Below are 24,710 nucleotides of genomic sequence, written 5' to 3'. Positions count from 1 at the left end.
ACACTTGTGAAGTTGAGCGGGCCTGCTAGAAGTAAGCATATGTTTACATACAAGACAAAGCAAGTAAACACCTGTTTACAAGAAAGCGGGACCCTAATTCCATGACACTCCCTCCCCGCAAACGAAACGCGAATGCCACGCAAGAAGCGATCCTTGTGGCCGCACGTCGTGTGTTTACGGATAACGGATATGATGGCGCGGGACTGCGCGAAATCGCGGGGGTTGCAGGGGTCAACGTCGCCCTCATCAATCGGTATTTCGGCTCCAAAGATGGGCTTTTTAAGGCCGCAATCATTGAACATTTGCACCTCGAAGAAATTTTCGACGGGGATATGAACACTTTGGGCCAACGGATAGCCGATTATTTCCTCGCCCATCCCGTCAAAAAAGAAGGCTATGACCCCACGCTCGCGATCTTGCGATCAACCTCGAGCGAACACTCCGTGCGGGTTATTTCCGAGGCTCTAGAAGCGACCTTTAACGACGTTTTAGCAAGCCGATTCCCGGACATTGATCCAAAAATGCGCAGGGCCAAAACAGGCCTGCTGGTGTCGGTCATGCTTGGCTATGATATGATGCGGCGCGTGTTCAAAATCAGCGCCTTGGGCGAGGATACGTCGACCGAAGTCCGCAGCCTCCTTGCGCAAAACATTCAAAGCATTGTTGACGCAAAAATCTAAGTTGTGACCCGCGCATTTCGGATTTGAGTCCCGACAAAAACCACAATGAAAACGAAGGTCAAAACCAAGACAATGGTCGGGGCTGGCGCGCTATCGATAAAGACGCTGATATAAAGGCCAAAGCACATCGAAACCATAGTGACGGCCACCGAAATCATCAGCATATATTCGAAGCGTCGGGTCAGCAAAAACGCGATGGCACCGGGGGAGATAAGCAGGGCAATCGCCAGAATAATGCCCGCAGCCTTGAGCGTCGCCACAATCGTCAGCGACAAAATTGCCAACATCCCATAGTGCAAAAAGCCGACGGCCAAACCGGAGGCCTTGGCCTGAATCGGATCAAAGGCGTGCAACAGAAAATCCCGCCATTTCATCAGGAGAATTGCCGAGACAATCAGCGAAACAATGCCCGCCGTCCACAGGTCTTCGGGGCCGACACCAAGCACGTTTCCAAACAGGATATGGTCAAGATGGACGTCGCTTTTGACCTTGGTATAGAGCACCACCCCAAAGCCAAACATGCCCGAAAACACGACGCCCATGATCGTATCCTGTTTCACACGGCTATTATCGGCCAAAAATCCTGTCGCCAGCGCGCAAGTCATTCCCGCCACAAAAGCGCCAATTATCAACGGGATACCCGCAATATAGGCCAGAACAATCCCCGGAAGGACCGCATGGCTTACGGCGTCGCCCATCAGGGACCACCCCTTGAGAACCAGAAAACACGACAGTAAGGACGTGGGTACCGAGACGATCAAAACGATGTAAAACGCATTGTGCATAAACGCGAATTGAAACGGCATCAGGAGGGTATCGATCATGTGTTTCCCCCGATTTCAGCGGCGACACGTCGACGGGCCGCGCGCATCCCATGCTTGGGGGCGAAGTAGAAAGCGAAAAGGAAAACAAGGGCTTGCAAGGAAACGATGATCCCGCCCGTTGCACCATCAAGGAAGAAGGACAGATAGGCCCCCACAAAGGCGCAGACCGCCCCGAGCGCCACACTTATGACTAAAAGCCAGCCAAAGCGGTCGGTTAAAAGATAGGCTGTCGCACCCGGTGTGACGACCATCGAGATCACCAAAAACGCGCCAACAGTTTGCAGCGCGGCAACGCAGGACGCCGACAAAAGTGTGAAAAACAAGACCTTGAGGGCACCGGTGTTCAAGCCAATGGAACGAGCGTGGTTCTCGTCGAAAAACGTCACCATGAGGTCTTTCCATTTTGCCAAAAGGATCACAAACGTGATCCCGCCAATCAGCGCCAATTGCAGGGTGTCGCTAGGCGTAATCGCGAGGATATTGCCCAAGGTGATTGTTTGAATATCGACGGATGATGGCGAGAGCGACACCATGAAAAGCCCGAGTCCAAAGAAGGATGTAAAAATGATCCCGATGATCGCGTCTTCCTTTAACCCCGTACGATTGTTGAGGAAAAGCATAGCCCCAGCGGCCAGTCCACCCGACAGAAATGCACCAAACGCGAAGGGCAGACCAATCATATAGGCGGCAGCAACACCGGGCACGATCGAGTGGCTGAGGGCGTCGCCAATCAACGACCACCCCTTAAGCATCAAAAACGCCGAAAGGAACGCACAGATGCCGCCGACAAGCGCGCTGACCCACATCGCGTTGATCATATACCCATAGGTAAACGGCACCAAAAGCGTTTCCATTACGGGGTTTTCCCCTCGATTTCAGGATCGGGTGCCGCCGTCTGGGCGCGATCATCATAGGTGACAAAGGGGCGCTCGTCATCGGTTAGGATGGTCACGTGGCGGGTATCGTCATCATCGTGCAAATCTTTACCACCCAACACAAAATGCCTCAAAACGCCGCCGAAAGCTTCCTCAAGATTTGCGCGTGTGAAGGTGTCTTCGGTGAGGCCATGCGCAATAACTGTGCCTTTGACCAAAATGGTCCGGTCGCAAAATTCGGGGACAGACCCAAGATTGTGCGTGGAGACCAACATCACCCGCCCTTCGGCGCGCAATTCCCGCAACAAATCCGTGATCGCATCTTCGGTTTGGACGTCGACGCCCGTAAAAGGCTCGTCCAGCAGAATGACTTTTCCGTCCTGAGCAAGGGCGCGGGCAAGGAACACCCGTTTGCGCTGTCCCCCCGAAAGTTCCCCAATTTGACGATAGCGATAATCGACCATCCCGACCCGCGAGAGGGCTTCGGTTACGGCCTTTTTGTCGGCTGACGAAGCAATGCGCAAAAAGCCCATTTTGCCAAAGCGGCCCATCATAACCACATCTTCAACCAGCACCGGAAACGACCAATCCACCTCTTCGGACTGTGGAACATAGGCGACGATATTCTGCTTCAACGCCGACTTAACCGACTGACCTAGAACGGTAATATCGCCTTTAATCGTAGGGACGAACCCCATAATGGCCTTAAACAAAGTGGATTTCCCAGCGCCATTAACCCCGACCAAAGCTGTGATTGTCCCCGTGGGAATTTCAAAACTCGCATCGCGCAAAGCTGTCATGCCATTGCGATAAGTCACCGTGAGGTTGCGGGCGCGAATGCCGGAGGATTGGCCGTTTGCAAGGGTCATTGGTTGCCCCCCAACCCGTCCAGAATTGTTTGCGAGGTCACGCGCAGAAGGTCGATATACGTGGGCACGTCGCCGTCCGCTGTGGTCAGGCTGTCCACATAGAGAACGCCGCCAAAAGCTGTCCCCGTCTCGCGGGCGACCTGTTTCGCGGGATCCGAACTCACCGTACTTTCGCAGAAAATCGCCTTCACATTATTGGCGCGCACCGCGTCGATCACCTTGCGCACTTGCTGAGGTGTGCCCGTTTGATCGGCGTTGATCGGCCAGAGGTAAAGTTCCTTCATTCCGTAGTCACGGATCAAATAACTAAAGGCCCCTTCGCACGTCGCCAGCCAGCGATCCTCTTCTGGAATGGCGAGGATTCCGTCGCGAAGCGGCGCAATTTCGGCCGTGAGCTGCGCCTTATATGCCTGTGCGTTTTCCATATAAATCGTCGCATTTTCGGGGTCGTGCTCAGCAAAAGCTGCAGCGATATTATCCACGTAAATCATCGCATTCTCGAGGGACATCCATGCGTGTGGATTGGGGCGCCCCTGATAATCGCCCTCGACGATATCCATCGGGACGATGCCCTCGGTTAGGATGGCCTCCGGTACATCGCTCAGGTTGCCAATGAACTGCTCAAACCACAGCTCCAAGTTCATCCCGTTCCACAGAATTAAATCCGCGTCTTGGGCTTTGATCAGGTCGCGCGGTGTGGGTTGATAGCCGTGAATTTCCGCCCCGGGCTTAGTGATCGATACAACTTCGGCGGCGTCTCCAGCGACGTTTCTGGCCATATCTGCAATCACAGTAAAGGTCGTGAGTGCCTTAAATTTCTCTTTTGCGGTGATGGGTGTGGCCGCAGCAAAAGCCGCCAAACATGTGATCGCCCATAGTGATTTTCGCGCCAGCATTGCCCTACCCCGAGGTGAATTTCGTTACCTCCGTTTATGAGAACCATTCGCAACTGTCAATGCAATTGCGAACCATTCGCAACTTTATCCCCTTCCCAGCCAACGCGCAGAATCTGGCTGGACGCTGAGATCGAAAAACGATGTGTTTTCATACCATCGTTGTTAGCTCGAAAAGCCTAAAAACGCGCAATCAAACACAGGCTATGGACACTCCTCAATAGATCATGCCTAAATCCCCAAAACATCTGAACTTGAGGAAAAACGGCGTGGATATAACCTACAATTCTCCGACAAAAACAAGCTACGACGTCGTCATCATCGGGGGTGCCATGCTCGGCTCTTCGGTGGCGTGGTTCCTCACCGATAGCCCTGATTTTCAGGGGTCAGTCCTCGTGGTAGAGCGTGACCCAAGCTACGAATTCGCCTCAACTTCGCATACAAACAGCTGTATCCGTCAACAATTTTCGACCGAAGTCAACATTAAGGTCAGCCAGTTTGGCGTTGATTGTATTCAGAATTTTCGTGAATATATGGGTGGCGACACACGTATTCCCGATATTACGCTCCAAAGCTTTGGCTACCTTTATTTGGCCGATACAGAGGCCTTCGCACAAACCCTGCAAGAAAACCAAAAACTGCAATCGCGATTGGGGGCCGGCACAAAATACATGTCTCCCGACGAAATTCTGCGCGACTACCCCTTCTACCAACTCGACGACATTATCGGTGCCAACCACAACCGCGTTAACGAGGGCTATTTCGACGGCAACACCATGTTTGATTGGTGGAAACGAAGTGCGCGCGAGCGGGGCGTGGAATTCTTGAGCAATGAGGTCGTTTCGATGGCCAAAAACGCGGCGGGAACACGCGTCACCTCTGTCACCCTCAAATCTGGCGACGTGATTTCCTGTGGAACGGTTGTGAACGCCTCCGGCCCGCGCGCCGCCGTCACCGCGCGCATGCTGGGCATAGATATTCCTGTAGAGCCGCGCAAACGTTTCACCTTCATTTTCGCCGCAGAAACCCCGCTTGATCGCGACCTTCCTTTGACGATCGACCCGTCAGGCATCCATGTGCGCACCGATGGCGCGTATTATATGGCGGGTTGTAAACCCGATGAAGATCCCGCCGTCGCCTTTGACGATTTCGCCCTCGACCACGACATTTGGGAGGACAAAGTCTGGCCCATCCTTGCCACCCGCATCCCGCAATTTGAGGCCACCAAGCTGGTCAACACATGGGCGGGGCATTATGCGTATAATACGTTGGATCAAAACGCGATTGTTGGCCCCCATTCCGAGGTCGAGAATTTCATCTTCGTTAACGGGTTTTCAGGCCACGGATTTCAGCAATCCCCCGCCATGGGACGCGGCGTGGCCGAATGGATAACCCACGGCGCCTACCAAACCCTCGATTTGTCGCCCTTCGGATATGCGCGTGTGGCAAAAGGTGAAAAATTTATTGAAAAGGCAGTGATATGAACCTCCAGAAAAACCCGTTTACACAAGCAATTCAATCGGGCGAAAAGCAAATCGGCCTGTGGATCACCCTCGCCAGTAATTTCACCGCCGAAGTTGTGGCCCCCTGTGGCTATGATTGGGTAGTGATTGATTGCGAACATTCCCCCAATGAAATTCCGTCGGTGATTGGCCAACTCCAAGCCTTTGCCAACACGGGCACGACCGCCATTGTGCGGCCCGACTGGAATGATCCCGTTAAAGTAAAACGCCTGCTCGATGTCGGCGCGCCGGGCCTGTTATTTCCGATGGTGCAGAATGCGGATGAGGCGCGCGCAGCGGTTGCCGCCACGCGTTATCCTCCACGCGGAGTTCGGGGTGTGAGTGGCCTGACCCGCGCCAATAAATTTGGCCGCATCACGGATTACTTTGCGAAAATCGAAGACGAAACGACGGTGATTATACAGGTAGAAACCCGCGAAGCCTTGGCCAATGCTCTTGAAATCGGCGCCGTCGAAGGCGTGTCGGGGGTTTTCTTTGGTCCGGGGGATATTGCCGCCGATTTAGGCTATCTTGGCAAGCCGCTTGCGCCCGAAGTTTGGGAGGCCATCTGGCCCGTTGCGCGCGCCTTGATGGCAGCAGGCATCCCCGTCGGCACGCTTGTCGCCGACGCAGAGTTTGCCGCGCAATTACTCAACGATGGGTTCACCTTTGTCGCTTGTGGCTCGGATTCAGGCTTGCTCGCAAAAGCCAGCGATGCCCTTTTGGCAAAGGTCAAATCAGACCTCAAATGATGGCGCGCTTACCACATGTATTGATATTAAGACGAGTTTCCTCGCGCGGATAGTTGACGCGTTGCGGCAACTGTCGCAACAGTTCGTTATGAAATCTGATATTTTTACCGCCCCCGTCCCGTCCGCGCCCCGTTCCAATGTAATGTCTTTGTGTCTTGGATGCCTATTGCTATTGGTCGCTGGCTGTACACATGTTCCGTTCGAAAAAAACCACACGCCAACTTCGGCTACGGACATTTTGGGCTCAAGCAGGGTCACACGCGTTGCCACGCAAGAGACCCTTGAGAGCGGCGGGAAAACGACATTGATTCCCTTGGTTTCAGGAAACGACGCTCTTGGCGCACGCTTGCGTCTCATTGAAGCCGCGGAGCACACGCTAGACATTCAATATTTCCTGATTAAACCTGACCTCGCAGGCGGTATTTTTGCGCGTGCTTTGATTGATGCCGCGGAACGCGGGGTGCGGGTGCGATTCCTATTGGATGACGTTTTCACCTCCGCGACCGACGATGAAATTGCGCTTTTGAATGATCATGAGAACATTGAAATGCGCTTATTCAACCCCCTTTCACGCAACGCCACAAAAGGCGCGAATTTCCTACTCGATTTCAATCGCGTCAATCGGCGCATGCACAACAAAACGCTAACGGCGGACAATGCGGCCTCCATCGTGGGCGGGCGTAACATTGCGGACGAGTATTTTGAGATCAACTCAGACGCAGAATTTGCCGATTTTGATATATTCGTCATGGGGCCCGTCACAAAGGACATTGCAAAATCCTTCGACGTTTATTGGAATGACCCGCACTCCGTCCCGATGGAAAACTTCCAAGAACTAGGTCTCAAGGTGGACAAAGAAAGCCTACAGCAGGACCTTCGTGGCCGTGCGGATCAAGCCGAGAAAGATCTCTATGCCAAAGCCATGAGTTCGGAGTTTCTTGCTCAGGTGTTGGACGGGACAATCCAACCCCTTCGCGGCGACGCACGGGTTGTAACGGATACCCCGCAAAAAACACGCAATACGGTCAAGGAAGGCCCTCGGACGCTTTCCGACGAGCTCAAACAGCAAATCCTTTCGACACAGTCGGACGTCATTTTAATGTCGCCCTACTTCGTGCCACGCCCATCGGACCTTGCGATGTTTAAAGCCCTCAGCCGCGCGGGACGACGGGTGATAATCCTGACCAACTCCTTGGCCGCGACCAATCATGCCTATGTGCACGGCGGGTATGCTCCGAGTCGCAAAGGGCTTTTGGAGGCAGGCGTTGAGTTATATGAAATCCGCGCGGATTCGCTACAGGCCTTGGGGCTCCTCCCACCAGACAGCGACGTTGTACTCACGATGCACACCAAAGCGGCCGTTTTTGATGCCAAATCCGTCTTTGTTGGCTCGCTGAATTATGATCCCCGTTCGATTGAAATCAACACCGAGTTTGGCATGTTTATTGACTCGCCTGAGCTTGGGGAACTCTTTCAAACTGGCGCCCTCAAGTATATCAAAACCCATGCCTATAAGCTGTCATTGGACCCCAAGGGCAACATCCTTTGGACGATTGCCACACCTCAGGGCATCGAAGTTGAAACCTCCGAACCCGGGGCGAGTTTTTCAAAGAAAACCATCGCAAATATCACCAAGTTCCTGCCAGTTAAGGGACAACTCTAGGGCAGTCGCGGGAAAGGCTTTTCTCTGCGGGAGAATTTTGTAGACTGGGGCAACTCTTACCGTTGCCTCAGCCTACGGCCCTTACCTTTAAGGATTTCGCGCCATGCCCCACGACCATTCGGATCACGCCCACAGCCATCTGCCCTCGGACCCTGAGTTGCGAGTGCGCGCGCTCGAAAGCTTGCTGGTGGACAAGGGGCTGGTTGATCCGGCGACGTTGAATGCGCTGATTGATACCTATGAGAATAAAATCGGGCCGCGCAATGGGGCGCAGGTTGTGGCGCGTGCTTGGGTCGACGCGGCCTATCACGCGCGTCTTATGGAGGACGCCACCGCCGCCATTGCCGAGTTGGGCTTCATGGGGCGACAGGGCGAGCACATGGTGGCCGTGCAAAACACGCCAACCCAGCACAACCTCGTCGTTTGTACCCTCTGTAGTTGCTACCCGTGGCCGATCCTTGGCATCCCGCCGACGTGGTATAAATCCGACGCCTATCGCAGCCGCGCCATTCGCGAACCCCGCGCCGTTTTGGCCGAATTCGGGGTGGAGTTGACCGATGGCCAATCCGTCCGTGTTTGGGACTCCACCGCCGAAGTACGCTATTTGGTGGTGCCAATGCGCCCAGAAGGAACGCAGGACCTTTCGGAAAGCGATCTCGCGGCGTTGATCTCGCGCAACGCAATGATCGGCACCGATTTGGTCAAGGCACCCAGCGCGTGAGCCGCGTGCATGATATGGGCGGGCGCTTTGGCGACGGCCCTATCCCCGAAAAGGACGATAGCGAGGTTTTCCACACCGATTGGGAGGCCCGCGCCCTTGCCCTCAACCTCGCTTGTGGCGCTCTTGGCGCGTGGAACATCGACGCCAGCCGCCACGCACGGGAATGTTTAACCCCCAAAGATTACGCGGGATTTTCCTATTACGAAAAATGGCTCGGCGGTTTGACGGATATCCTTGTCGACCGTGACCTCCTCACAATGGAGGATTTGGACAGCCCTCCCGCGGGCCCAGCGCACAGGCCTGATCCACGCGCTCTTAAGCCCGAAAACGTAGACCGCGCGATGCATGCGCAAGGCTCATATATGCGGCCGGAAGGCCCCCAAGCCAAGTTCAAGGTCGGCGATCCTGTGCGCACGGTTCCCCATGCCCAGAACACCCTCTTGAAAGGCGGCCACACCCGTCTGCCCGCCTATGCTGCGGGGCGCAACGGCACGATTGAGCGTCTGCACGGCAATCATGTCTTCCCTGACAGCAACGCGCATTTTCTCGGCCCAGCGCCGCAACCGCTTTATGCCGTGCGTTTTAGCGCGCAAGACCTTTGGGGCGCGGATGCCGAAGCCACAGGGGATGATATGGTCCTTGATCTGTGGCAAAGCTATCTACTGGAACCCAGCGAGTGAGTGCCTGCGCGCCGAACGCGCCGCCCACGCCAGAAGCCACCTTCGAGGCCCCGTGGCATGGACAGGTCTTTGCCCTCACGGTGGCGCTCAATGAATCCGGTGTCTTTGCATGGCCTGAATGGGCACAAATGTTTGGTGCGCGCCTTGCCCTTGCGGGAGCTGCGCATCCCCTTGACGGCAGCGATGACTATTACCGCGTTTGGGTGGCCACCTTGGAGGAGATGGTCGTTGCAAAAGGGATGTTTGCGCCCGACGCGCTTGAGGGAATGAGGGCGCTGTGGACGGACGCCTTTCTCTCTACCCCCCATGGCCAGCCTGTCTCGCCCAAGAAACCAGAGTAACAGCCTGCACACAGAAAGTTGTGATCAAAACCTATACCTGACTCGCATCTTCTCTTAAGGTTCAAAAATAGCTTTGTCCATTTGGAGCCCTCATGTCCTATCTGCACCGATTTACCACTCTTACCGCCTGCTTCTCGCTCGCGGCGAACGCGGCCTTTGCGTGGCCTGCCCAAACCACTGCTGACTTAAACATGCGCCAAGGTCCAACGACTGGCGCCCCCGTCATGACCACCCTCCCCCAAGGCACATCAATTGAGGTTGAGGAATGTGACGATGCCGCCGCTTGGTGTGCTGTGACGGTGGATGGGAAAACCGGATTTGTTAGTGGCAAGTATCTTACCGAAGCCGATGAGCCCAATAAATGGCCGCGCACCTTTTCCAACGACAAGGGCGCGAGTGTTACCCTTTACCAGCCGCAAGTGAATGACTGGAAGAATTTCACCAAGATGACCGCCCTTGTGGCCACCCAAGTGAAGCGCAGCAAAGACGCCGAGCCACTTTATGGGATCATCACAATTTCCGCCGATACAGTTGCAGATCGCGAGAACAACGAGATTATTGCCACTAATATTGTCATCACGGACCTCAGCTTCTCTAACCTTACGCGCGATGACATGGACGCACTTGCGCTGGGTGTGGGTAAACAACTCCCCACCGGTGAAATCACTCTCTCCCTCCCCCGTACAACGGCGAGCCTTGAGAATTTCCAATCCTTCACCGACCTTAAAGATTTGGACACCACCCCTCCCCTTATTTATGTCAGCGAAAAACCTTCGATCCTTGTGATGACAGATGGCGAGCCCCTTACGGCAACAGTCGACGGCGTTCCAGACTTGGCCTTTACCGTGAACACCAACTGGGACCTGTTCTCGATCTATGACTCGGGTAAATGGACTTTGCGCAATAACACCAGTTGGCTAGAGGCCGAGGACTTGAGCGGCCCATGGACTGATGTTGCCACCCTCCCCGAAATCTTCACCACCCTCCCTGACGATGGCAACTGGGATGACGCGCGGCGCGCTGTGGCAGAGGGCCTCACTCCCAGTGATCCACTCCCCGAAGTCTTCTATTCCAACGTCCCCACCGAATTGATCACCATGGATGGTCCGCCCAACAAGGAGCCCGTCAGCGGCACCAAGCTGGAATGGGTCAGCAACACACAGTTTGATTTGTTTTACCACACGGTTGAGGCGCAATGGTACTTCCTCACCTCTGGCCGTTGGTTCCGCAATAAGGATCTGAACGGCGACGATTGGACCTTTGCCTCGGGCGACCTTCCCGAAGATTTCCGCAACATTCCCGATGACGCCCCCTATTACGCGGTGCGCTCATCCGTACCCGGTACCCCCGAAAGCGAAGAAGCGCGCCTGCTTGCGAGCATCCCAGAGATCGCAGCCGTAGACCATGCCTCGGTCAAAGCGGATGTCTCCTATGCGGGCGACCCTGAGTTTACCCCCATCAAGGGCACCGAGATGAGCTATGCCCTCAACAGCAACGAGACGGTCCTGAAAGTTGGCGATGTATATTACACTGTGATCGATGGCATCTGGTTCAAAGGCGACAGCCCGCAAGGACCGTTTGAAGTCGCGACCTCGGTGCCAGACGTCATCTATACCATCCCCGCAACCGAACCCGTGCACAACGTCACCTACGTTACGGTTGTCGATTCCACGCCGACAACGACCTACTTTGGCGTTACGGCGGGGTACTTCTTTGGCTATTATGCATGGGGCAGCATCTTCTATGGCCCCGGTTGGAACTACCCCCCCTATTGGTCCGGCCCCGGTTATCGCCCTCCAGGGTTCCGCCCTCCCTTCATTCGCCCTCCTGGCTATCGCCCCCCTGGGTTCCGTCCCCCCCATGTGCGGCCCCCAATTGCCGTGCGTCCCCCCGCGTTCTATCCGCGTCCTGTGACCTATGGCATCGGCGGCTATTATGATCCCAAGCGCGGCCAATTCGGGCGCTATGGTGACAACTACGGCCCTGATCGCGGCTTGCCCAATGCGCCCAAGATTATCAACAAAGACGGTAATTTCGTGCGAAACCAACACATAACGCCCAAGGCTCAACCCCTTGGCGCGAGCCGTCCCTTCGTTTCGGCGACCAACCCACGCCTGTCTACCGCACAACTTGGAAGCGCGGCCGCTTCTGTGGGCGCTGGACGTGCCTTTAACTCGTGGAAAGGCAATAGCGGCGTCCTAAAAGGCAGCCCTGCTGCGCACCAACTCGCAGACAATCGCCTCGGCGCTTTGGCAGGCAACAAGGTGAATGGCACCCAAGACCTCAAATGGGCCGCAGGCGCCAAAGACGCCGTTCTTAGCAATGGTAAGGCTGGTGATCTGTTTGCGGGCAAAGACGGCGGTGTCTATCGTCAAAACAACGGCAAATGGGAGCGCAACGACGGTGGCGGCAAATGGCAAGGGGTCCAACAACCCAAAGCACTGCCGCAAATCAACCGCCCCGCACAACTCCCCGCTGCAGGCACAACCCGCCCCGCGCAACTGCCAGCCACAGGCATCAATCGCCCAACCCAACTGCCTGCAAACGTGGGTTCGGCCTATCAAAACCGTCAAACGGGCAACCAACGCCAAATCCAAAACCGCAACATTCAACGCCCCAGCGGCGGCATTCAATCCCGCCCCTCGGGCGGCGGACGTATGGGTGGCGGCGGTGGCCGTATGGGCGGTGGTCGCAGGTAGCAAAATGGGGGCGTATTGCCCCCACCATCTAGTACCAAAAAAAAGGCCCCGCGATGGGGCCTTTTTCACGTCAGCACTTAAACGTCTATGACGTCATCCGACCTATCCCCATAAATCCGCCGCATATCCGGTGCCTCAGTGCAATACATATGCACCCAAATATAGGCATGTTGAAACAGCGCCACCACCAGCGCATTCCACGACCCACAGATCAGCGCAATCCCCGTCAGGCCAAGGAACACAACGCTATACATGCCGTTATCGACGTATTTAAAGATCCCTTTCTTCACCATCGGCATCTCGGCATATTCATCGCGGAAATGGTCGCCCCCAAGAGCGCGCGGCAAAGTGAAATACACAAGAACAGAATGCATGCCGTAAACCGCCGCCCCCAACAACGCGACGCCAAGAATGACTTCGAGCGTGTTATATCCCGTGATCGGTGTTCTATCGCTCAAACCCGTTAAAAGCACAGCCAAAGGGCGCGCGATCAACAACGGAAGGAATATCCCCGCCCAGACCTGCATATCCCGCTCGCCAAACCGCTTGCTCATCCAGTTTTTGTAAAGCTGCAGCCGAAACACACCAGCCACAAGCGCCTGATGGACAATGGCGAGGATAATGGCAATCTTGGCCCATACGATGGAATTCAGCAGCAGATACCAAGGTCCGTCCTCCACCCGTACAAGCAATGAACACGCGCCAATCGCCATAAAAGCCGCGATCGCTGCGTGCTGAAACTGGCCCTCAAATAAATCGCGAAACCTCGACTTCGCGCGAATATCTTCCAAATGTGACATGACTTCTCCTTTTTGAACGCAGTCTTTCGCACCTCCTGAGCGGATGGCAAGTGTTTTTCCAGTTTTGCTCCCTTACGCAAGACTGAAAGGAGCGCAATTTGGGTTGTATAGGTCGCGATAAAAGTTAGGCTTTCGTTGGAACATCGGAGGGGGGAACATGGAGCAAAAAGCCAGAATTTGTGTTGTGGGAGCGGGGCTTGTTGGTAAACAACACCTCAACGCACTCACCCACACCCAAGACGCTATGCTTGTCGCGCTGGTGGAACCCAATTCCGAGGGGGCCAAGCTTGCTGCCACCTATAGCGTCCCGCATTTCACCACCCTTGAGGCGATGTTTGCCGCCACAGAGGTGGATGGGGTTATCCTTGCCACGCCAACGCCGTTGCATGTGGAGCAAGGGCTTATGTGCATCGAGCACAATTGCGCGGTCCTTGTAGAAAAACCCCTCGCCGTCACCGCAAAGGAAGCGGAAAAGCTGGTTCAAGCGGCGCAGGCAAACGGCGTCCCCCTCCTTGTTGGCCACCATCGACGCTACAACCCGATTATCCAAAAAGCAGCCTCCCTCATATCTGAAGGCGTCATCGGCGACATCCGAAGCCTGCAAGCCACCTGCTGGCTATACAAACCCGACGACTATTTCGACGTTGCCCCGTGGCGAACCCAAAAAGGGGCGGGGCCGATTTCGGTCAACCTCGCACATGACGTTGATCTCATGCGCCACCTCTGTGGCGACATCATAACCGTACAGGCCCAAGCCGCCCCCTCTCGACGCGGACACGATAATGAGGACGTCGCCGCCGCAGTGCTTGGGTTCGCCGATGGGGCCATTGGCACCCTCACCGTGTCCGACGCCATCGCCGCCCCTTGGAGTTGGGAACTTACGGCGGGCGAAAACCCCGCTTACCCCGCAACGAACCAATCCTGTTATCACTTCGGTGGCTCAAAAGGGGCGATGTCCCTACCCGACCTCACGGTCTGGACCCACGACGCGCCGCAAAGCTGGTGGTCGCCCATCCGTGCAGCCTCCTTCCCCTGCGCCACGTCCGCACCATTGGTTAATCAAATCGAACACTTCGCGGCGGTCATCAAGGGGCGCGCGTCCCCGTTGGTCTCAGGCGAAGAAGGCCTCAAAACCATGCATGTTTTGGAAGCCATTCAAACCGCCTGTGACACAGGGCAAACCGTCCACATCCCGCGCTAATCTGCTTGCTTGATCGTCTCAAGGATCAACATCGTGGTTGTGTCCGAAACGCAGGGGATTTTCTTAAGTTTGGCCAAGACAAAATCTTTGAGTTCCTCAACATCCCGCGCACGGGCTTTCAGGATATAGTCCAGATTGCCCGTCACCAGCAAACATTCCGTCACCTCGGGCATCCGCTTCACCGCCGCGAGAAATTCTTCAATATCTGCAGGGCCTTGGCGGGACAAACGAATGTTCACCATGACGGTCACCCCATGCCCCATCGCCGTCGGATTGATCTGGGCACTATAGCCAGTGATAACGCCGCTGGTCTCAAGGCGACGCACGCGGCGACTGCAGGGCGTGGGCGAAAGCCCCACCCGTTGCGCCAAATCAAGGTTCGAAATTCGCCCTTCTTGGCGCAAAACCCGCAGAATTCGGTGATCCGTCACGTCCAATTCAATTTTGGTCATATTAGCTACGTATTCCCTATATTTTAGCCAATCCTTGCGGAACTATAGGGAATAACATAGATGTTTGCACGGATTCTCTCCCCAATATCCCCTAAACTGCACGCACGGCGAAACCAAGGAATCCACCATGTCTATTTTTGAACACCCAGAATTCGATAACCACGAAAAGGTCTTGTTTTGCCACGACCCCGCCGTTGGTTTGCGTGCGATTATCGCCATTCACTCGACCGCTCTTGGACCTGCTGCAGGGGGCTGTCGGATGCACGCCTACGCAAGCGAGGACGCAGCACTCACGGATGTTTTGCGCCTGTCCAAAGGCATGAGCTACAAAAACGCGGTGGCAGATTTGCCCTTGGGTGGCGGAAAATGCGTGATCATTGCAGACCCCGCACGCGCCGATAAAGCCGACCTTTTGCGCGCCTTCTCCAGACATGTTCAGGACCTTGGTGGCCTGTATTGGACCGCAATAGACGTCGGAGTTGGCCCCAAAGACGCCGATATTTTGGCCGAAAACTGCGACTATATTTTCTGCCGCGCCGAGCAATACGAAGAGGGCTTCAACCCGTCATCCTTCACAGCCCTTGGTGGCTTCACAGGCATTCGCGCCGCGGCAAAGCACGTGTGGGACCGAAATGATTTGGTTGGTTTACGCGTTGCAATTCAAGGCCTTGGCGGGACAGGCGCCGACCTCGCGCGCCAATTACATGCCGCCGGAGCAGAACTTGTTGTGGCCGATGTCCGCGACGAGGTCGTTCAGGATGTCGTTGCAAAATATGGCGCCACTGCCGTTTCCCCCGACCGCATCCACGCCCAAGACGTCGATATCTTTGCGCCCTGTGCGATGGGGGCCGTTGTGAATGCGACAACCCTTCCAGAAATCAAAGCAAAGGTCATATGTGGCCTCGCCAACAACCAGCTTGCCGAACCAAAATTCGGCCGCGCGCTGCAAGAGCGCGGTATCACATATGTGCCCGACTATGTGGTGAATGCGGGCGGTGTCATGGGGGGCTCGACGGTGATTTTCTCAACCCCGTCGCGCGAGGCAGATGTGGCGCGGATCACGGGCCTGTACCACACGATCCTCGATATTTTGAAACGAGCGGATGACGCGCACCTCCCCAGTTCAGAAGTTGCCGACGACATTTCTCTCGCCAAAATCGCCGCCGCGCGCCCGAAGGCGTAAACCGTTTCGAAACCTAACCTCCCCGCCCGTCAAATGCGCGGGGAGTTAAGCAGAGGCCCGCATTTTAAAGCCCCGTTTTCGCAGTTCCGCCCGATAAAAGGCTGATTGCGCATCGTCTTCGTGCAGAAAATCCGGAGCACCAACCTTGTGAACGCGCGCTGTATTATAGCTATCAGCTTGCCACCAATGCGGGTCGGCACGCATCCTTTCTGCTTGGTCCTTGGCAAGAAACTCAAGAAGGGCTTTGTTGTGCTGCAGGTGGTGGCGTATGATGCTCTGAACTTGATTTGCACTCAAACACCACGGTTTTTCACTGTTTTCTACCTTCAATTTTGCCAAAATCAACGCCGCTTTTGAGTCGTGAATGTCTTTGCGCAAACCACGATTATTCAACAGAAACTTGATGGCTGAAATATCCAGAGATCGGTTCTCGATTTCGGCTGCTTCGACGGGCGCATCACACCCAATAGCTTCAAAAAACTGCGCCACAACATTCCCGTTGGCAAGGGCAACGTTGAGGTTAGATATCTGATCGATCTCCCGAAGGTTTTTTAATCGTTTCAACCAATTGCAGCCTTCTCTGGCGGCAGGAAACCATGCGGAAAAATCCTTCTGATACGGAAACTCTTCCCATAGGCCCCATTGCCACCAGGCACTATTTATCCATTCGACTTGAGGGCGCACGTATACGAAAACCTGACATTTCAACCCCAGATGTTGAAAAATTTCGGGACCGAGATGGCGCGATAACAAGGAAAAATTCCCCTCGTTGGAGATAATAGGCACCTCGTTTCGCGCCCGCATTTGTGCAAATAATTTACGAATACGCGCAATCGATCTTGCGTTTGGATGCCAGCTTCCGTCTTGGTTTTGGGTCAGGATTATTTCGTCAAAGCGGGCCGATTGAAGATACGCGCGGCGCGTGGTTTTCATAATGAGTTTAATCGCAAGCCCGCCAAGGATTTGTTCTCGACGTAGGACAATATACCGATAGGTCACCCCCGCGCGGGACGTAAAAGTCGGCCGCAATGATAGCGCGCGTTGCAAGCTGGAACTGCCGCATTTGGGCGCACCTATATGCAGGATTGGGTCTAGATTTCGATCCATGCTGTACAAAACTCACTCGAATTTGATCGGTGCGCGCCAACGGGCGACACGGGATGGCCCAAACGGACACGCTTTGGTATAGAGCTTCACCCCACGGATTTTAAGCACCAATTTTCACGCGTTCACCCTGCCAATTTTGGCGGTGATTTACATACTCACCGGTTTTTCGCATCCGCGCAAATCGGACAAGCCATCAATCACTTCTTGCGCTGTCTTCTCAATTGCATGATCGATCAACCCCTCAGGATTTTGCATGACATTTCCGATATTCCCTTTTAATGCAACAAGTTGCGTATTTAGAATATCCACTTTGGCACTGAGGGCACTGGCACGTTCCTCGGTGAATGAATTTGGCGTCTGCGTGAATGCCGCAAGCTCACCCCGCAATTCCGCCGCGTCCTGTGAGAGGGAAATCACAGCATCCCGAAGCGGGGCCACTTGCACGAGATTTTCAGAGAAAGTTTGTGTCAGACCATCAACGGCCTTCACGACGCGCAATTCCAAAAAGAGGCAAACGGCCGCGAGGAGCAACGTCGCATTGAGCAGCGCAAGCAAAAGGTGACCGACCGTACGGCCAAGGCGAGATGCGGTAATCTTCATTCACTAACGTCCTTGTGTGGCAATTTTAATGCGCGGCAAAACCTGTCTAAAACAAGAAGGTATCGCCAGAAACCGATTTTGCAAGACATACCGCGCAACAAGTCCTCTGGCCCTCGTAATTTCCGGTCCTGGGCGGCAGCGGCGATATTGGAAGCCGCCCCCATGCCCGCCTCATTTGAGAACAAACCGCCATTGAGATAATGAGCCACAGCAATTCCGGCACTTGAGGGAGGTTCAAAGCCATGACGATGATGGCCACAATCAGATAAGCCCCCACCATAATTGGCACCAAAAACTGGGCCACTCGTATCCCGTCAAAAATCACGACACCCGCCGCGGCGGCGACCAGAGCGCCGACGACTCACTTGGGGATTCCAATCAATCCGCTGAAGGATTCCGCGATTGAATTCGATTGAACTGCCACGAAAATCATTCCCGAGCTTATAATTAAACAGACAGAAAAAACCGCGCCCGGTCCCCCAAGCGTAAGAGCAACCGCGACGCCCGCAGGGTTGCATGTTCCAACGCGCGACGCCAAACTTACCGATAGGGCTTGAAACGGGGTGATCCCATACGAATCCGCCGCGGGCCGCGCCACAACCAACCACACCATTTCGCCAAAATGCCGGAGCTGAATCCCGCCCAATCGAAGGGTGAAAAACAGCCCCGCACCCAACAACCCATAAATCAAAACGTAATTCCAGAGGATGGCATTCAAGCCATCAATAATCGTGTTCATTTTGCTTGCCACAAAAAATTTAGAAATGAATTCTGTTAAATATTTAAAAAACTATCTGGGGTTTTCAAATCGTTGGCTCCGCTTCATGCCTATTTAACTTGAGGCCGCGCGTGATGGGAAATTGTATGCATACTTAAAGGCGACTAAAATAATCGGGTTTGACAAATCCAACTAAATCACTCAGATATCTGCGCACTGGCACTTTCCCAGACAAATGGATTCGACAGCGAGGACAGACTTCCAATGAAACGCGCACTTATTTCCACACTTTCCCTAAGTTGCATGCTAGCGGCCCCCGCATGGGCCGGCGACAAAACCGCAACCCTAAACACCTATGCTGATATCGCTCAGGCGACATATGAAGACAGTTTAATCACTGCCCAAAGCTTGCAAGTTGCAATCGACGCATTGGTCGCAGCCCCTTCTGCGGAAACTTTGAACGCCGCCCGCAAAGCATGGCTCAGCGCCCGCGTCCCCTATCAACAATCTGAGGTCTTTCGCTTTGGCAACGCCATCGTCGACGATTGGGAAGGCAAAGTGAATGCTTGGCCGCTTGACGAAGGTTTGATCGACTATGTAAGCGACGCCTATGGCCAGCCCACTGACGAAAACACCCTTGCCGTATTGAACGTCATCGCGAACCCGAGCTTCCTCCTATCCGGCACTGAAATTGATGCTTCTTCCATCACGCCAGACTTTCTGGCCGCAACCCTGCACGAAGCAGACGGCGTTGAGTCAAATGTCGCCACGGGATACCACGCCATCGAGTTTTTGCTCTGGGGCCAAGACTTGAATGGCCACGGTTTGGGTGCGGGCAATCGTCCCTGGACAAATTACGCCACGGGCGAAGATTGCACCAACGGAAACTGCGATCGCCGCGCGGAATATTTGCAAGCGGCCGTTGCGCTTTTGGTATCCGATCTCGATTGGATGACCGCGCAATGGGGCTCCGAGGGCGAGGCCCGTGCAACCCTTTCAACCAATGAGGGCACGGGAATTGTCGCGATGTTGACAGGCATGGGGTCGCTTTCCTATGGCGAACAAGCCGGCGAACGGATGCGCCTTGGGCTGATGCTCAACGACCCAGAAGAGGAGCATGATTGCTTCTCTGACAACACCCACAACAGCCACTATTACGACGGATTGGGCGTTCAAAATGTCTATTTGGGCGAGTATGTGCGTGTTGATGGCTCCCTCGTTTCGGGCGCATCCCTTTCGGACCTCGTGGTCGAAGCGGACCCAGCCCTCGACGCTGAAATGCAGGCAAAACTCTCGGTAACCATGCGAAATTTAGGTCGGATCAAGACCGCCGCTGAGGCTGGCTTTGCTTATGACCAGATGTTGGAGCGCGGCAATCTTGCCGGTGAAGCTTTGGTCATGGGCGGCGTGAATAGCTTGATTGATCAAACCAAAACGATTGAGCGCATCGTCACGACCCTCGGGCTAAACCATATCGAATTCGAAGGCTCCGACAGCCTCGATAGTCCCGCCGCTGTCTTCCAGTAAACCCTACCAAAAAGCAGCGTCCGTCACGAACGGGCGTCGCGCAGTAATATTGAATGGTCCCGCTATGCTTGCCAGACTTGCCGTCTCCGCCTTGATCCTTTCCGTTTCGTCCGCGACCGCCCAAGAGCTTGGCGATCCGCACCTCAACGTGATCCCCCGCACCGCAAAAGAAGCCGCCCGTATCGCAGCAGTTACGGCGCCGACTCAAGATTTCTCCACCGCCAGCGCGTTTGAGGAACAGGCTGCAGGGGCCGCCACCGTGCGCGTGCATAACAATGCGGATGCGTTTTCGCAACCTTCCGCGAACATCGGATTTGACGGCGAACTCAATTTCAAAGTCGGCAACGGATTGTTTCGCAAACTCTGGGTCTCGTCGCCCTCCTCTACTTTGGCCTCCGACGGTCTTGGCCCGCTTTACAACGCGCGCTCCTGTCAAGGTTGCCACATAAAAGACGGACGGGGACATGCGCCCGAAAACGCCGACGAAACTGCGATTTCCCTCTTTCTGCGCGTCTCTATTCCGGGGGCATCTACGGATGGCATCGCAGGAATCGAAGATTATTTGGCGACCCTGCCTGACCCAACCTATGGCACCCAGCTTCAGAATTTCAGCCTCGCGGGGCATCAGGCCGAATACCGCTTGCAAATCGATTATGAAGAACAGGAAGTCGCCCTTTCGGACGGCGAGACCGCCTCTTTGCGCGTTCCAACCTACACGGCGGCCGACCTTGGCTATGGGCCGCTTCACCCTGACGCCATGCTCAGCCCCCGCATTGCTCCCCAAATGATCGGCTTGGGCCTGTTGGAAGCGATCCCCACAGCAGATATCCTCGCAAACACGGATCCTGACGACGCGAATGGAGACGGCATTTCTGGCCGCGCCAATGTGGTCTGGTCGATGGAATACGATCAACCCATGTTGGGGCGCTTTGGCCTAAAGGCGGGCGCGCCCACGATAAAACATCAATCTGCCGCAGCGTTTGCCGGTGATATTGGGATTTCCAGCCCGCTTTTTCCGACGCCACAGGGGGAGTGTACCGCAGCTCAAACAGCCTGCCTAGAAGCGCCAAATGGCACCGAAGGCGGTAATGAAATCGAAAACGACGCGCTCGATCTTGTGGCCTTTTACAGCCGCAATTTGGCCGTGCCCGCGCGGCGCGATGTGGACGACCCCGAAGTCTTGCGCGGTAAAGAGGTCTTTTACGACACGGGCTGCGCGTCCTGCCACACCCCCGCCTTTGTGACCCATCGTCTTGAGGATCAACCTGCACAAAGCTTCCAACTGATTTGGCCCTACAGCGACCTTCTTTTGCACGATATGGGCGAAGGTCTTGCCGACAACCGCCCCGAAGCCCGCGCAACCGGAACCGAATGGCGCACCGCACCGCTTTGGGGGATTGGATTGACCGAACGTGTTTCGGACCACACCTATTTCCTCCATGACGGTCGTGCCCGTTCCATTCTCGAAGCTGTGCTCTGGCATGGCGGTGAGGCGCAAACAATGAAAGACCAAGTTGTCGAAATGCCCAAACAAGACCGCGATGCCCTGATCCGTTTTCTGGAGAGCCTTTAATATGCGTAAATTTATCTTCCTTCTAGCCCTCGCATGGCCCTTGACCGCGACGGCGGCTGACCCTTCGCAAACGGTCACAACGGCTCTGTCCGACCATATTCTGCCAAGGTTTGAACAGTTAGAAACGACGACGCAAGCACTGCAAATAACTGCGCAGAGCCAGTGCAATGCAGAGTCTGAAGACCTTCAGGCCGCCTTTCACACAGCGTTTGATGCGTGGATTGGCGTGAGTCACCTTCGTTTTGGCCCCACCGAAGTGGGCGACCGCGCCTTCGCGCTCGCGTTTTGGCCAGACACCAAGGGCTTCACCCCAAAAACATTGGCGAACCTGATCCAAAGCGAAGATCCCGCCGTGCAAGACCCCGAAGAATTCGCCCATGTGTCCATCGCGGGACGTGGCTTTTTCGCGCTTGAGTTCTTGCTCTATGACGCGGACCTGCGCGAGATGGGAAGCGACGCGTACCGATGTGAATTGGTGCAGGCCATCACCACAAACATCCACGACAACGCCACGGCGATACTGATGGATTGGCAGGGCACCTATAGCGACACCCTGCAAAACCCTAGCGAAACAAGCATTTATCGCAACGAAGACGAGGCGGTTCAGGAATTATTCAAAGCCTTCAATGCAGGCTTACAATTTACCTCCGACACGCGCTTGGGCCGCCCTTTAGGCACATTTGACCGCCCCCTACCTGCCCGCGCCGAGGCCCGCCGCTCAGAGCGATCACGTCGCCATATTGAGGTGTCGCTGACTGCATTGCAGGAATTGGCGGCGATTTTGGCCGACGGCAATCCCTCCCTCCAGCAAAAATTCACCGAGGCGTTTGAAACAAGCCAAGCCCGTCTCACAAAGGTCAACGATCCCAGTTTTGCCTCCGTCACCAGTGTCCAAGATCGCTTCCTCCTTGAGTTGGTTCAGCAAAGTATCGACCATATTCGCGAATTCTCGGCGACGGAGCTTGGCCCAAAACTGGGCGTCGCTGCGGGCTTCAATTCATTGGATGGAGACTAACATGGCCTCACGACGCGCGTTTCTTGGGGGCCTAATCGCGACGGGCCTGTGCCCCCGTCCAAGCTGGGCAGACGCAGGATCTCCGACCTATTTATCCGCCGCACGTTTTCCAAACGCGGGCGACCATCTGGTTGGTTTAAGTGGCGCGGGTGATATCCTTTTTAAGCTTCCTCTTCCGGGGCGTGGCCACGCCGCCGCCGCGCATCCAACCCGCCCAGAGGCCGTCGGATTTGCCCGCCGCCCGGGGCGGTTTGCATTCGTGCTCGACTGTATCACGGGCCAAGCGATCGCAACGTTTAACGCGCCAGAGGGGCGTCATTTCTATGGGCATGGAACATTTTCCGCAGACGGATCAACCCTTTACACCACCGAAAACGACTATGAAGCAGGCCTCGGCGTTATCGGCGTTTGGGATGCCCAGCACGGTTATGTGCGCCTTGGTGAGTTCGCCTCCGGCGGGGTTGGCCCCCATGATATGAAGCTGATGCCCGATGGCGAAACCCTTGTGATCGCCAATGGGGGCGTCGAAACGCACCCCGATATGGGGCGCACCAAGTTGAACCTGACGACGATGCGGCCCAACCTGAATTATGTGGCGCCGGACGGAACACAAAGGGACCAGATCGAGCTTCCTTCGGAACTTTCGCGAAACTCAATCCGGCATTTGGCGATCGGCCCTGAAGGGTTAGTGGCCTTTGCCATGCAATGGCAGGGCGAAGCCGAGCAGCACCCCGCCTTGCTTGGCCTGCATACGCGCGGCGAGGATATTCGCCTGTTGCAAGCTCCAGAGTTGGAACATCGCGAGTTGCGCGGCTATGTGGGGAGCGTCGCCATTGCACAGGACTCGTCGCAACTGTCGGCGACCTCGCCCATCGGCGGCGTGGTCCAGATTTTTGACCTTGCGAATGACACGTTTTCCGCCACCTATGCGCTACCAGATGTCTGTGGCGTTAGCGCAGGCGGGGCGAAGTTTATGTTCTCCTCGGGCACGGGAAAAGTGGGAACCTTCGACGACGCCAAACCCGTTTTCCTCGGAGATCACCCCTGTGCGTGGGACAACCACTTGGTGCGAATTTAGGAATTTCCGCCACAAAGGTAGGGTTACGCAGTTGTTTGTAAGGCGAGAAATCAAGCGCCCTGACCAGCGCCCCTAGGGAGCTTGGGTCAGGGCCAATTTCATGCAGAAACGTGTCGCCTAGCGCAGTTCAGCCATTGGAACCATGTCCATATCGGTGAAATCTACATTGTCACCCGCCATCGCCCAACAGAACGTATAGGCCCCTGTGCCCGCACCCGAGTGGATGGACCACGGCGGGGAAATGATAGCTTCCTCATTGGCTACAACCATGTGACGCGTGTGCGCAGGTTCTCCCATAAAGTGGAAAACACGGTTGTCGTCTTTTACGTCAAAATAAAGATACGCTTCCATTCGACGGTCGTGCACGTGGCAAGGCATGGTGTTCCAAACCGACCCCGGTTTGAATTGCGTATAGCCCATCACGAGTTGGCAGCTTTTGCACACATCGGGATGAAGAAGTTGAATAATCACGCGCTCGTTTGCCGTTTCCGGCGACCCAAGTTCCACCCGTTTTGCATCGGCTTCACGGATCAAGGTTGTGGGGTAATTATGGTGGGCGGGAGCCGAGAGAATATAAAACCGTCCTGCCCCTGAAAACTCTACCGCGCCACTGCCCATGCCCACATACAAGACTTCGCCCTTGGCCATTTCATAGGTCTCGCCGCCCACTTTGATCGTGCCTGTATCGCCGATGTTTAACACGCCCATTTCGCGCCGCTCAAGGAACGTGTCCGTTCCCGTTTCGGCGAGCGCCTCAAGTGTCAACGCGCCCTTGGTTGGAACCGCACTCCCTAGAATAAGACGGTCATAATGGCTGTAAACGAGCTTGATTTCATCGTCTGCGAAAAGCCCCCCAACGTGGAAATTCTTGCGCAAGTCTTCGGTGCCGAGCGTTTTGGCGTGTTCTGGGTCGATAGCGTAACGAGTTTCGGCTTTCAGCATGGTCAGTCCTTTATG

At 55.2% G+C, this 24,710-nt stretch carries 24 protein-coding genes and 1 pseudogene; 14 read left to right on the top strand and 11 right to left on the bottom strand.

The genetic code is table 11. From position 1 onward, the window contains the following. Positions 1-101: 101 nt before the first annotated feature. Positions 102-680: a TetR family transcriptional regulator gene (locus tag AB9F26_RS04735; RefSeq protein ID WP_335584791.1), complete on the top strand. Its 579-nt coding sequence runs from the start codon at positions 102-104 to the stop codon at positions 678-680. On the opposite strand, the gene AB9F26_RS04730 is transcribed toward AB9F26_RS04735, so the two are convergent. From AB9F26_RS04730 to AB9F26_RS04715, 4 genes are read right to left on the bottom strand one after another with little or no spacing between them, the layout of a single operon-like run. Then, on the bottom strand, positions 677-1,504 hold the full coding sequence (locus AB9F26_RS04730; RefSeq protein ID WP_335584790.1) for a metal ABC transporter permease: 828 nt from the start codon (positions 1,502-1,504) through the stop codon (positions 677-679). The two genes, AB9F26_RS04735 and AB9F26_RS04730, sit on opposite strands and share 4 nt — an antisense overlap. Further along, positions 1,501-2,358, bottom strand: coding sequence for a metal ABC transporter permease (locus AB9F26_RS04725; protein WP_335584789.1), 858 nt, complete (start codon positions 2,356-2,358; stop codon positions 1,501-1,503). The genes AB9F26_RS04730 and AB9F26_RS04725 overlap by 4 nt, the downstream gene beginning before the upstream one ends. Further along, positions 2,358-3,248, bottom strand: a complete 891-nt coding sequence (locus AB9F26_RS04720; RefSeq protein ID WP_335584788.1) for a manganese/iron ABC transporter ATP-binding protein — start codon at positions 3,246-3,248, stop codon at positions 2,358-2,360. Before AB9F26_RS04720 ends, AB9F26_RS04725 begins: the two co-directional genes overlap by 1 nt. Then, entirely contained in the window at positions 3,245-4,144 is a 900-nt protein-coding gene (locus tag AB9F26_RS04715; RefSeq protein WP_369755491.1) for a metal ABC transporter substrate-binding protein, read from the bottom strand. The genes AB9F26_RS04720 and AB9F26_RS04715 overlap by 4 nt, the downstream gene beginning before the upstream one ends. Before the next feature lie 266 nt (positions 4,145-4,410). Here AB9F26_RS04715 and AB9F26_RS04710 point away from each other — a divergent pair, with 266 nt between their 5' ends. The 7 genes from AB9F26_RS04710 (at position 4,411) to AB9F26_RS04680 (ending at position 12,499) form a co-directional block, all read left to right on the top strand. Then, on the top strand, positions 4,411-5,625 hold the full coding sequence (locus tag AB9F26_RS04710; protein ID WP_369757480.1) for an NAD(P)/FAD-dependent oxidoreductase: 1,215 nt from the start codon (positions 4,411-4,413) through the stop codon (positions 5,623-5,625). Beyond that, on the top strand, positions 5,622-6,395 hold the full coding sequence (locus AB9F26_RS04705; RefSeq protein WP_369767404.1) for an HpcH/HpaI aldolase/citrate lyase family protein: 774 nt from the start codon (positions 5,622-5,624) through the stop codon (positions 6,393-6,395). The genes AB9F26_RS04710 and AB9F26_RS04705 overlap by 4 nt, the downstream gene beginning before the upstream one ends. 88 nt (positions 6,396-6,483) lie before the next feature. Next, positions 6,484-8,058 (top strand): phospholipase D family protein, encoded by a 1,575-nt coding sequence (locus AB9F26_RS04700; protein ID WP_369767403.1) that lies wholly within the window; start codon positions 6,484-6,486, stop codon positions 8,056-8,058. A 103-nt stretch (positions 8,059-8,161) separates the two neighbouring features. Further along, positions 8,162-8,779, top strand: coding sequence for a nitrile hydratase subunit alpha (gene nthA, locus AB9F26_RS04695; protein ID WP_369767402.1), 618 nt, complete (start codon positions 8,162-8,164; stop codon positions 8,777-8,779). Then, entirely contained in the window at positions 8,776-9,459 is a 684-nt protein-coding gene (gene nthB, locus AB9F26_RS04690; protein ID WP_369767401.1) for a nitrile hydratase subunit beta, read from the top strand. Before nthA ends, nthB begins: the two co-directional genes overlap by 4 nt. Beyond that, positions 9,456-9,800, top strand: a complete 345-nt coding sequence (locus AB9F26_RS04685) for a nitrile hydratase accessory protein (RefSeq protein WP_335584782.1) — start codon at positions 9,456-9,458, stop codon at positions 9,798-9,800. Before nthB ends, AB9F26_RS04685 begins: the two co-directional genes overlap by 4 nt. 92 nt (positions 9,801-9,892) lie before the next feature. Beyond that, positions 9,893-12,499, top strand: coding sequence for an SH3 domain-containing protein (locus tag AB9F26_RS04680; RefSeq protein WP_369767400.1), 2,607 nt, complete (start codon positions 9,893-9,895; stop codon positions 12,497-12,499). Positions 12,500-12,576: 77 nt separating this feature from the next. Here AB9F26_RS04680 and AB9F26_RS04675 read toward each other — a convergent pair whose 3' ends face one another. Continuing rightward, on the bottom strand, positions 12,577-13,299 hold the full coding sequence (locus AB9F26_RS04675) for a methyltransferase (RefSeq protein WP_335584780.1): 723 nt from the start codon (positions 13,297-13,299) through the stop codon (positions 12,577-12,579). A gap of 157 nt (positions 13,300-13,456) precedes the next feature. Between AB9F26_RS04675 and AB9F26_RS04670 the strand changes: the two genes are divergently transcribed. Further along, on the top strand, positions 13,457-14,500 hold the full coding sequence (locus AB9F26_RS04670) for a Gfo/Idh/MocA family protein (RefSeq protein WP_369767399.1): 1,044 nt from the start codon (positions 13,457-13,459) through the stop codon (positions 14,498-14,500). Here AB9F26_RS04670 and AB9F26_RS04665 read toward each other — a convergent pair. Beyond that, a complete protein-coding gene (locus tag AB9F26_RS04665) occupies positions 14,497-14,952 on the bottom strand; it encodes an Lrp/AsnC family transcriptional regulator (protein ID WP_039001230.1) in 456 nt (151 codons plus the stop codon). The genes AB9F26_RS04670 and AB9F26_RS04665 overlap by 4 nt on opposite strands. Before the next feature lie 127 nt (positions 14,953-15,079). On the opposite strand from AB9F26_RS04665, the gene AB9F26_RS04660 reads away from it, so the two are divergent. Then, on the top strand, positions 15,080-16,135 hold the full coding sequence (locus AB9F26_RS04660) for a Leu/Phe/Val dehydrogenase (protein ID WP_369767398.1): 1,056 nt from the start codon (positions 15,080-15,082) through the stop codon (positions 16,133-16,135). Positions 16,136-16,180: 45 nt separating this feature from the next. On the opposite strand, the gene AB9F26_RS04655 is transcribed toward AB9F26_RS04660, so the two are convergent. The 4 genes and pseudogenes from AB9F26_RS04655 to AB9F26_RS04640 all read right to left on the bottom strand — a co-directional run bounded on the left by AB9F26_RS04655 (position 16,181) and on the right by AB9F26_RS04640 (position 18,581). Further along, positions 16,181-17,242, bottom strand: a complete 1,062-nt coding sequence (locus tag AB9F26_RS04655) for a hypothetical protein (RefSeq protein ID WP_369767397.1) — start codon at positions 17,240-17,242, stop codon at positions 16,181-16,183. A 147-nt stretch (positions 17,243-17,389) separates the two neighbouring features. After that, the gene (locus tag AB9F26_RS04650; protein ID WP_369767396.1) at positions 17,390-17,842 is read right to left on the bottom strand and encodes a hypothetical protein; all 453 of its coding nucleotides are present in this window, start codon (positions 17,840-17,842) and stop codon (positions 17,390-17,392) included. Next, a pseudogene (locus AB9F26_RS04645) lies at positions 17,839-18,191 on the bottom strand (hypothetical protein). The gene AB9F26_RS04650 and the pseudogene AB9F26_RS04645 overlap by 4 nt, the downstream one beginning before the upstream one ends. Before the next feature lie 12 nt (positions 18,192-18,203). Further along, positions 18,204-18,581, bottom strand: a complete 378-nt coding sequence (locus AB9F26_RS04640) for an alanine:cation symporter family protein (protein ID WP_335584775.1) — start codon at positions 18,579-18,581, stop codon at positions 18,204-18,206. 243 nt (positions 18,582-18,824) lie between these two features. On the opposite strand from AB9F26_RS04640, the gene AB9F26_RS04635 reads away from it, so the two are divergent. From AB9F26_RS04635 to AB9F26_RS04620, 4 genes are all read left to right on the top strand, one after another. Next, positions 18,825-20,087 carry an imelysin family protein gene (locus tag AB9F26_RS04635; protein WP_335584774.1) on the top strand — a complete coding sequence of 421 codons (1,263 nt, stop codon included), beginning with the start codon at positions 18,825-18,827 and terminating at the stop codon, positions 20,085-20,087. A 64-nt stretch (positions 20,088-20,151) separates the two neighbouring features. Next, positions 20,152-21,660: a di-heme oxidoredictase family protein gene (locus AB9F26_RS04630; RefSeq protein ID WP_369767395.1), complete on the top strand. Its 1,509-nt coding sequence runs from the start codon at positions 20,152-20,154 to the stop codon at positions 21,658-21,660. Between the two features lies 1 nt (position 21,661). Continuing rightward, positions 21,662-22,675: an imelysin family protein gene (locus AB9F26_RS04625; RefSeq protein ID WP_335584772.1), complete on the top strand. Its 1,014-nt coding sequence runs from the start codon at positions 21,662-21,664 to the stop codon at positions 22,673-22,675. A 1-nt stretch (position 22,676) separates the two neighbouring features. Then, on the top strand, positions 22,677-23,753 hold the full coding sequence (locus AB9F26_RS04620) for a DUF1513 domain-containing protein (protein ID WP_369767394.1): 1,077 nt from the start codon (positions 22,677-22,679) through the stop codon (positions 23,751-23,753). A 117-nt stretch (positions 23,754-23,870) separates the two neighbouring features. On the opposite strand, the gene kduI is transcribed toward AB9F26_RS04620, so the two are convergent. Beyond that, positions 23,871-24,695: a 5-dehydro-4-deoxy-D-glucuronate isomerase gene (kduI, locus tag AB9F26_RS04615; RefSeq protein ID WP_369767393.1), complete on the bottom strand. Its 825-nt coding sequence runs from the start codon at positions 24,693-24,695 to the stop codon at positions 23,871-23,873. Positions 24,696-24,710 lie beyond the last annotated feature (15 nt).

The sequence above is a fragment of the Falsihalocynthiibacter sp. BN13B15 genome, assembly GCF_041205415.1.
Lineage (GTDB): Bacteria > Pseudomonadota > Alphaproteobacteria > Rhodobacterales > Rhodobacteraceae > Falsihalocynthiibacter > Falsihalocynthiibacter arcticus.
This window is presented reverse-complemented; position numbering and strand designations above follow the sequence as displayed.

Excerpts from the sequence above, each read along its gene's own strand:
- AB9F26_RS04735 (WP_335584791.1), top strand. The coding sequence starts at position 102 with ATGACACTCCCTCCCCGCAAACGAAACGCGAATGCCACGCAAGAAGCG.
- AB9F26_RS04730 (WP_335584790.1), bottom strand. The coding sequence starts at position 1,504 with ATGATCGATACCCTCCTGATGCCGTTTCAATTCGCGTTTATGCACAAT.
- AB9F26_RS04725 (WP_335584789.1), bottom strand. The coding sequence starts at position 2,358 with ATGGAAACGCTTTTGGTGCCGTTTACCTATGGGTATATGATCAACGCG.
- AB9F26_RS04720 (WP_335584788.1), bottom strand. The coding sequence starts at position 3,248 with ATGACCCTTGCAAACGGCCAATCCTCCGGCATTCGCGCCCGCAACCTC.
- AB9F26_RS04715 (WP_369755491.1), bottom strand. The coding sequence starts at position 4,144 with ATGCTGGCGCGAAAATCACTATGGGCGATCACATGTTTGGCGGCTTTT.
- AB9F26_RS04705 (WP_369767404.1), top strand. The coding sequence starts at position 5,622 with ATGAACCTCCAGAAAAACCCGTTTACACAAGCAATTCAATCGGGCGAA.
- AB9F26_RS04700 (WP_369767403.1), top strand. The coding sequence starts at position 6,484 with ATGAAATCTGATATTTTTACCGCCCCCGTCCCGTCCGCGCCCCGTTCC.
- nthA (WP_369767402.1), top strand. The coding sequence starts at position 8,162 with ATGCCCCACGACCATTCGGATCACGCCCACAGCCATCTGCCCTCGGAC.
- AB9F26_RS04680 (WP_369767400.1), top strand. The coding sequence starts at position 9,893 with ATGTCCTATCTGCACCGATTTACCACTCTTACCGCCTGCTTCTCGCTC.
- AB9F26_RS04675 (WP_335584780.1), bottom strand. The coding sequence starts at position 13,299 with ATGTCACATTTGGAAGATATTCGCGCGAAGTCGAGGTTTCGCGATTTA.
- AB9F26_RS04670 (WP_369767399.1), top strand. The coding sequence starts at position 13,457 with ATGGAGCAAAAAGCCAGAATTTGTGTTGTGGGAGCGGGGCTTGTTGGT.
- AB9F26_RS04665 (WP_039001230.1), bottom strand. The coding sequence starts at position 14,952 with ATGACCAAAATTGAATTGGACGTGACGGATCACCGAATTCTGCGGGTT.
- AB9F26_RS04660 (WP_369767398.1), top strand. The coding sequence starts at position 15,080 with ATGTCTATTTTTGAACACCCAGAATTCGATAACCACGAAAAGGTCTTG.
- AB9F26_RS04655 (WP_369767397.1), bottom strand. The coding sequence starts at position 17,242 with ATGGATCGAAATCTAGACCCAATCCTGCATATAGGTGCGCCCAAATGC.
- AB9F26_RS04650 (WP_369767396.1), bottom strand. The coding sequence starts at position 17,842 with ATGAAGATTACCGCATCTCGCCTTGGCCGTACGGTCGGTCACCTTTTG.
- AB9F26_RS04640 (WP_335584775.1), bottom strand. The coding sequence starts at position 18,581 with ATGAACACGATTATTGATGGCTTGAATGCCATCCTCTGGAATTACGTT.
- AB9F26_RS04635 (WP_335584774.1), top strand. The coding sequence starts at position 18,825 with ATGAAACGCGCACTTATTTCCACACTTTCCCTAAGTTGCATGCTAGCG.
- AB9F26_RS04630 (WP_369767395.1), top strand. The coding sequence starts at position 20,152 with ATGCTTGCCAGACTTGCCGTCTCCGCCTTGATCCTTTCCGTTTCGTCC.
- AB9F26_RS04625 (WP_335584772.1), top strand. The coding sequence starts at position 21,662 with ATGCGTAAATTTATCTTCCTTCTAGCCCTCGCATGGCCCTTGACCGCG.
- AB9F26_RS04620 (WP_369767394.1), top strand. The coding sequence starts at position 22,677 with ATGGCCTCACGACGCGCGTTTCTTGGGGGCCTAATCGCGACGGGCCTG.
- kduI (WP_369767393.1), bottom strand. The coding sequence starts at position 24,695 with ATGCTGAAAGCCGAAACTCGTTACGCTATCGACCCAGAACACGCCAAA.